The sequence below is a fragment of the Acholeplasma laidlawii genome, from assembly GCF_015709225.1.
Lineage (GTDB): Bacteria > Bacillota_I > Bacilli_A > Acholeplasmatales > Acholeplasmataceae > Acholeplasma > Acholeplasma laidlawii_A.
Map to the genome: position 1 here is coordinate 1 of NZ_JADNRS010000035.1, position 701 is coordinate 701.

Below are 701 nucleotides of genomic sequence, written 5' to 3' on the forward strand. Positions count from 1 at the left end.
GGATGCAGGTTTTTTTAATATTACATTTGGTTTTGATCCAAAAGGTAATGATACATTAAAGGAGTATTTAAATGTTGAAATTACAATTGGTGATATTTCAATAACAAAAACAATGACAGAAGCTTTTGATCAAGACTTTACTTTTAGTGGTGTGAATGCAGAAAAAATAGTGATCAATTATTTTATGCCAGAAAATGTAGGTAATGAAGCTCAAAATAAAGAAATATCATTTAGTCTAAATATTAAAATTGCTAAATAGAAAAGGGAATTTAATAAATGTCTTCAAAACTTAGGGGAGTAAGTAAAGTTTTAACTAATATATTATTTTATTTAGTATTAGCAATAGCGCTATTCTTTTTGATTATAGTTATAGCAATGAAAAAAAATAGGGATGATGCAGCTACTGTATTTGGATATCAGTTTAGAATCGTACAATCAGCCTCCATGGAAAATCATGAGTCCGTCGATACAAGTCATTTTGACATAAAAGACATTAAGGTTAAATCAGTTGTCTTTATTAAGGTTGCACCAAGTGATGATCAAGAATTAAATGAATGGTATAAGACAATTGAAGTTGGCGATGTACTAACATTTAAATATGTTTATACCAAACAAGAGACAATTACTCACCGTGTTATAGAGATTCAAGAAAAAGGCTCTGGGTATTTAATTACGCTTGAAGGAGATAATAAAGCAGGAGA

General features: G+C 29.0%; 2 protein-coding genes. Both read left to right on the plus strand.

The genetic code is table 11. From position 1 onward, the window contains the following. A partial coding sequence (locus tag IY230_RS03635) for a hypothetical protein (RefSeq protein WP_196369967.1) occupies positions 1 to 259 on the plus strand: 259 nt, incomplete at its 5' end. 116 nt (positions 260 to 375) lie between these two features. After that, on the plus strand, positions 376 to 701 hold a 326-nt coding region (locus IY230_RS03640), incomplete at its 3' end, for a S26 family signal peptidase (RefSeq protein ID WP_196369968.1).